The sequence below is a fragment of the Streptococcus lactarius genome (genome assembly GCF_016642265.1).
Classification (GTDB): Bacteria; Bacillota; Bacilli; order Lactobacillales; family Streptococcaceae; genus Streptococcus; species Streptococcus lactarius.
The window spans coordinates 48,173-54,486 of the sequence record NZ_MRXX01000012.1; the positions used below are offsets into that span (position 1 = coordinate 48,173).

The window sequence follows — 6,314 nt, forward strand, 5'->3', positions numbered from 1 at the left end:
TTTAGATAATATCGGTTGTTTTTTTATAGTTGATTTTAGGAGATTTATCAAATGAAAAAGTTAACGAAATTAGGTCTTGTATCCTTTTCTATTTTTGTATTAAATGCTTATTCACAGACTGTTGTTAAAGCTGATGAAAATGGGGGTACAGATACTCCTGTAGCATTAGCATCATCAACAGATCAAACAAACTCATCTAGTAGTAGTACCTCGTCAGCGAACGCACAACAGAATGAAAATTCTACAGTTGCTAGTAATGCCACTCCTACTACTGAGGAGGCAACCTCTACTAGCAGTACTGTAAATAGCTCAGTTTCTGAAAATGGTAGAGAAAGTGATACAAGAGCAGTTGCTCCAAAAAATGGAAATATCATTGATGAAGGTGGCTACGTTAATGTGGAGGGACAGCCAGCCCACTATAGCGAAGATGGTAAAAGTGTAGTATACAATTATACTGTAGCATATAAAGCCATGCATTCAAGTGATCATGGACAGTCAGTAAGCGACCTTGAAATTCGCTTTCCAAATATACCAAATGCTAAAGTTGATTTCACATTAGTAGGAACTCGAGATGAAAAAGAAAATCCCGTCTCTGTAAATGTTCCAATGAAAAAAATTAATTATGATGATGAGAATAGACCAGCTCCTACTGTTATACCTAGAGCAGAAGAATTAGCAGCAGGAAAAACCCCTCTAGTAGTGGGATATGAGGGGATACCTGGACTTGTTGGTATCGAGTTTGATAAAGTTACAACTTACACTATTTACACTTTGTTTGCTAAAAGTCAGGCAGTTCGGGTAAGTATCGCGATTCCACTAGAAGAAGCAAAGAAAATAAAATATTTCCCTCTTGATGCCCGTATGGATTGGAAATCTAGTCAAGAAGGTGGTGGTTCCTACGAAGAAGGCTCTCAAAGTCTTCAGGAATATCATAATCATGTAGTTGGATTTTTAGGTAGTGATGGTAATCCAAGTTATGGTGGCTTAGAAAATCCAGCCTTAATCGATGATAGTTATGTGCAAAACGGTCATCTGATCAAGTCTGTTGCAAACCCAAGTACTTATATCACACCTAACAATGGAGACTGGACTACTATTCCGCACGATACCAATATTAACCCTGAAACATTCTTCAATTATGTAAAAATATTTACATTACATAGAAATCCAAATATTTCTTATTATGCCTCAGAGTTTGAAGATATGGCTGACCAAGATGTTTCAGCGCTTAACTATGGTGATGTTGTTGTCGACTATGTGGTCAAGGGGACAAACCAATCCCTTAAACCAACCTATACAGATACACCAAAGACTTCTATTTATGGATCTGATGGAAAACTTGTGACCTATAATATCGGTGAGGACATAAATGAGCGTCCGTCTTCTATCACTGTAGATGGTCAAAAATACAATCTAGTTGGAGTTTCTTCAACTTCTGCACCAGAAACAGGTCAGTTAAAAGAAGGAACAACTCATGTTGTCTATGAGTATGAGAAGGAGCCAGATCCAGAGCCAACTCCGGATCCAAAACCAACTCCAACTCCAGCTCCAACACCAAGTCCAGATCCAACTCCAAATCCAGAGCCAACTCCGGATCCAAAACCAACTCCAAATCCAGAACCAGCTTCAAAACCTGTTCAACCAGAAAAAATTCAATCATCTGAGCAAAAATCAGCTCCGGAAAAAGCTCAGTTACCAAATACAGGAACTTCTGATTCACCATCAGCTATGAATCTTCTTGCTATTTTAGCTGGAATCCTTGGTCTTTCACTTTTCAAAAAAAGTAAAAAATCAGAGAGCTAAGTAAATAGTTTTATAAAAGAGGCTAGGACTTTTGTCCCAGCCTCTTATCTATTTGACTGACAAAAGAGGGGATTGATGGTAAAATGAGGGTAAAAGTAGGAGGAGATGAAATGAAGAAGAATATAAAATGGGGCCTTGTCTTATGTTCGGTACTTATACCAGTATGTTTGAGTGCCTGCAAACAAGGAACTGTAGAAAAACAAGGTTCTTCAAATAAAGAAGCACAGAAGAAAATAGATCGGAAAAATATTCATTTTGATAAAACTGGACCAGCTGCAACATTTGATTGGGAGGCAAAAAACAGTAGCAGATACATAACGTTTGAAAAACTTCCACAATATATGAAGCCAGATGATAGCGATGGAATTTCTATATATAGTCCGCAACAAAATGAAGCTCCTCTCGATGAAGAGGGAAAAGTTCAAAAGGCCCTGCAGGTCATTGAAGGGGTTTACGTAGATCAAAGTAGAATAGATACAGTAGTCAAGGCTAATGGGGCAACAAATCAAGAGAGCATGTATACTCACCTTTGGAATGATTATATTATCCCGAAAATAGAAAAAAATAGTAGTACTTTTGATCCAAATACTTATGTGGAATATCTTGGTGAAAAATACCCCCTAAAAATATATGGTCCTATGTATTTAAAGCTCATGACGAATGCTCTAAGATTTGAAAAAAAATATGAGTTAAAAGGCTATGCAGTTAAGGACAACAAAGTATTCATTCGTATTCAGGTACCAACTTACTTCCCAGAGCTCTTAATGAGAGGAGATTATTATTATAAAAACCCTAATTGGTCGGATTTCAATCAACTGTTCTTTGAGTGGCTTGATGAATTGCATCAAAGATATGCTGAAAAAGAGACAAATCGAGATGATCATATTTCCTATATTATGCTTTCGACACTTTTACAACAGTTAGTTGATCAAAATTTCAATGCAAGATCATCATCTGGTTATACTAATAGTAGTGGTGAGTTGCGCACTACAGAATTCACGGTTGAAATGGAGGTGACAGATCAGGGTGACATTCGAATAGATTCAAAAAACTTGGCTATTCTCTTACAAATCCCTCAACAAATGAAGGGAGAAAATAAGTATGGTAAGGGAGATGAAAATAATATCTTTTGGACAATTCCATCAGGAAGTAATAGTGATGGACAAAAGATAAAAGAAAAATTAAAGAATTTTAATCCAAAAGATCCAGTCAAAAAATATGCAATTGGAGAGCCAGTTGTATTTGCTAATGGATTAGAAGTTACACTAAATAGTGTAACAGACGATCCAAATTTAGATGTGCAGGATGATCAAGACCGTATCAATAAATCGAAAAAACAACATCGACTGGTCGTCGAATTCACCCTATCGAATACAACACCTCTCCGTATTGAAAATACTCCAGATTATACAAATGTAGATCTCTATGATGGCCAGGGAAAATCTGCTTATATGTTGAATAACACGTTAAATTATAAACAGCCAACTGTCCTTGAGGCTGGAGAGTCAGCTAAATATAAAATTAATTATTTAACAGATGGGGATGGACCATTTACGGTTGTTTATGGTGATGCAAAATGGGTTATTCAAAAATAGAGAAATACCCTAATTTTTAGCTAGCCTATTGTAAAAACTAGTTAGTTAAGAAATGATAAGGAGTCTCCATAGCCAATGAAGAATTCAATGGACTCATCAGTTATTTAGATCAAATTTATATATATGTATGCTTCTACCGTACAACTGTCTAAAGAATTCATTTCAAAATTTAGAGACAAAGAAGTTTAAGAAACCAAATATTCCATTAATAAAAAATATAGTAAGGTAGAGATGGAATTGGAGAATAGGATATGAAGAAAGTTTTGAAGTCATTTAAATTTTATATACTGCTATTTTTTCTCCTACTAATTGGGGGATTGATTCTAAAGGATGAACTTCATAAACGGGAAGTGACACAATTTATCAGCTGGAAACCTCGTCCTAAACTGGTTGCATCTCAATTTATAGGAGATGGGAAAGCAGTTGCGATCCAATGGGAAAATAAAAAAGAATTGGATGAGGCTCTAGAGGCATACAATTATGATAGGGAAATTAGTGTTGTGAGCTCTACCTATGGAAGTCATCGTGGAAATTATATTGCACAAGTAAGCTACAAGTTAAAAACAAATGTTACTCCTTCTAGGTTATATAGAAAGTATAAAACTCTCGGTGGTTCTCGTGTTGATAGTATCATTAATAGGAGTAATAAACCGGAAAAAGGAGAATACTGGCTGATTGATATTTATGACATTGCAGATAATAAAATAAAAAAGAAAACTTTTGATATGTTCAAAATTGTAAGAGAACTAAATAAAGAGTATATTCCGATGGCCGGACGTACGGGTACTCTTTATTATGATAAGGATGATCAAGAAACCTATCTTTCCATAGATATATTAAAAGGGACAAAGGATAAATATTGGGTTAATCCAGGCGACATTCATGTGGAGACGGAATTCAATACACAAGTTGGCTTAATGAATGTTCAAACAGGGAAAATTTCACTAAAAACCTCATCAGGAAAAGATTATGCTCAACTTCAAAAAGATGATAGTGAAAATTATTACGCTTCTCATCCATTTGAATCTAATCCGAAGTATAATTTTGATCCAACAATTTCTTTTTTAGATTCACGTTTAGAATATGTAATAGAAAATGATGAAGACAAGACGATTCCATTAAAGTCTGCTTACCCGAAAGTCTATTCTATTTTAAGTAAAGGGCATAATGAGAAAATAGATGGAGATTATGAAAAGGGTGAAGAAGGCTACCTATACTTTATTGGACCGGAGGACCTCAACTTTGATATATCTATACTAGAGCTGTTCTATCCAAAGGGAGGTTCGGATACCTTAAAATTATTTTACAATTACAGAATTCCAGCAGAATATTCAAAAGATGGTCAGGAACATGTTGTAAAGAATAAAGAAGAGTTTTTCAAATATTTCAAAGAGAGTCCAAAAGAACTAAAATGAGATCGTACATTTCGTATATTCCATAAGGAGGTTAGGATATGAAATCCAACTATTTCAAACTATTGGCGGGTCTTCTACTTTTTCTTTGTTGCCTGTTTCTTTCCAGTTGTAAGATCATGACACCGAGCGATTACAAAAAGGCTAAGGAAGTTGTTAGCGGTGAGCTTGCAAAAGTTGGTCTGCATGGGAATGTTAAAATTAATGGCCTTTTCTGGCAGGCTTTAGAAATTCCAGGTTATAAAGTGGATTTTACTTATTCGGAGAAAACCTATGACGGTCAAACCGTACCTCTTGAGGTACATGCTTTCTTACAAAATGACTGGTCTGATCCCTATGGGCAAACCACTCCAAGTTATAAAGAAGTTTTTACAGATCAGAAGTCAGTACAGAAAAAAGAGGCCCAACTACTAGATAAGCTTAAAAAGCAGGATTTAGGCCTGACTCTCTCTTATTTTCATTTTCTCCCCAACGTTAGCTCTTCTTATCAAAAGGAGGCTGCAGAAGAATTGGAAGAACTGGCAGCTCAAAATAGGCAAGAAGGAAAGAAAGATTTCGCAGGTTATTACCAGATTCCGTACACCACCCTTATTCAAAAGGGGATGGTTCGTATGATGATCTCAGTAGAAGACGATCAAGCCATCCAGGAAAAGGATTTAAAAGCTGCCGCTAAAAAGTTGGATGCTAGTGACCTTCCAGATGGTGATTATGATTTCTATTACCTGAATTTCAAAAATAAAGATCATGAATCTGTCTCTTATAATTTCAAAGTTAAGGATGGACAGGTTATGAAATTGGATTAGTAAAAAAGGTAAAATAGAAAAAAGATAGCTCAGGATGAAGGTTCCTGAGCCATTTTTGTTAACCATTAAAGAAGAACAGGATACAAAAAGAGAACCTCTCGGTCCTCTCTTATTTGTTTAAACTTCTATGAATGAGTGTAGAAGTTTCTTCGTTAGGGGGTTGATAGAAGTAATGACTGTTCCTAATGATACTATTAGTTATCAGTCAATTTCCGTTTGATTACAAGAGCACCTGCCAAGACAAGAGCACCTGTCAATACAAGTCCAGTTGCAACGACTTCACCAGTATTTGGTAAGAATCCTTTACGACCGCCTTTGTTGCCACCATTGTTTCTACCTTTCGGTCCAGTTGGATTTTCAGGTGTAGTGGTATTTTTAGGTCCTTCAGGTGTTGTACTTGGTCCTTCAGGTGTTGTACTTGGTCCTTCAGGTGTTGTACTTGGTCCTTCAGGTGTTGTACTTGGTCCTTCAGGTGTTGAAGTAGTTGTTGTTGACTCTGGAGTCGTTGTCTCAGAAACAACTGGTCGTCCTTCTGGAGTCGTTGTTGTACTAGTAGTAGGTTCCTTTGTAGTGGTTGTACTAGTAGTAGGTTCCTTTGTAGTAGTTGTACTAGTAGTAGATTCCTTTGTAGTAGTTGTACTAGTAGTAGGTTCCTTTGTAGTAGTTGTACTAGTGGTTGATCCTTTTGTAGTAGTTGTACT

The 6,314-nt window shown here is 36.2% G+C and carries 5 protein-coding genes; 4 read left to right on the forward strand and 1 reads right to left on the reverse strand.

From position 1 onward, the window contains the following. The first annotated feature begins 51 nt into the window (after nucleotides 1–51). The 4 genes from BTU61_RS08610 to BTU61_RS08625 all read left to right on the forward strand — a co-directional run bounded on the left by BTU61_RS08610 (nucleotide 52) and on the right by BTU61_RS08625 (nucleotide 5,613). The gene (locus BTU61_RS08610; RefSeq protein ID WP_200773192.1) at nucleotides 52–1,803 is read left to right on the forward strand and encodes an LPXTG cell wall anchor domain-containing protein; all 1,752 of its coding nucleotides are present in this window, start codon (nucleotides 52–54) and stop codon (nucleotides 1,801–1,803) included. Between the two features lie 110 nt (nucleotides 1,804–1,913). Then, entirely contained in the window at nucleotides 1,914–3,398 is a 1,485-nt protein-coding gene (locus tag BTU61_RS08615) for a hypothetical protein (RefSeq protein ID WP_234700131.1), read from the forward strand. A gap of 251 nt (nucleotides 3,399–3,649) precedes the next feature. Beyond that, nucleotides 3,650–4,813: a hypothetical protein gene (locus BTU61_RS08620; protein ID WP_200773194.1), complete on the forward strand. Its 1,164-nt coding sequence runs from the start codon at nucleotides 3,650–3,652 to the stop codon at nucleotides 4,811–4,813. 38 nt (nucleotides 4,814–4,851) lie between these two features. Next, nucleotides 4,852–5,613, forward strand: coding sequence for a hypothetical protein (locus BTU61_RS08625; RefSeq protein ID WP_200773195.1), 762 nt, complete (start codon nucleotides 4,852–4,854; stop codon nucleotides 5,611–5,613). A gap of 194 nt (nucleotides 5,614–5,807) precedes the next feature. Here the strand turns inward: BTU61_RS08625 and BTU61_RS08630 are convergent. After that, on the reverse strand, nucleotides 5,808–6,314 hold a 507-nt coding region (locus BTU61_RS08630), incomplete at its 5' end, for an LPXTG cell wall anchor domain-containing protein (RefSeq protein WP_200773196.1).

What these genes read in the sequence shown, in the direction of transcription:
- BTU61_RS08610 (WP_200773192.1), top strand. Translation starts at nt 52, where the DNA reads ATGAAAAAGTTAACGAAATTAGGTCTTGTATCCTTTTCTATTTTTGTA.
- BTU61_RS08615 (WP_234700131.1), top strand. Translation starts at nt 1,914, where the DNA reads ATGAAGAAGAATATAAAATGGGGCCTTGTCTTATGTTCGGTACTTATA.
- BTU61_RS08620 (WP_200773194.1), top strand. Translation starts at nt 3,650, where the DNA reads ATGAAGAAAGTTTTGAAGTCATTTAAATTTTATATACTGCTATTTTTT.
- BTU61_RS08625 (WP_200773195.1), top strand. Translation starts at nt 4,852, where the DNA reads ATGAAATCCAACTATTTCAAACTATTGGCGGGTCTTCTACTTTTTCTT.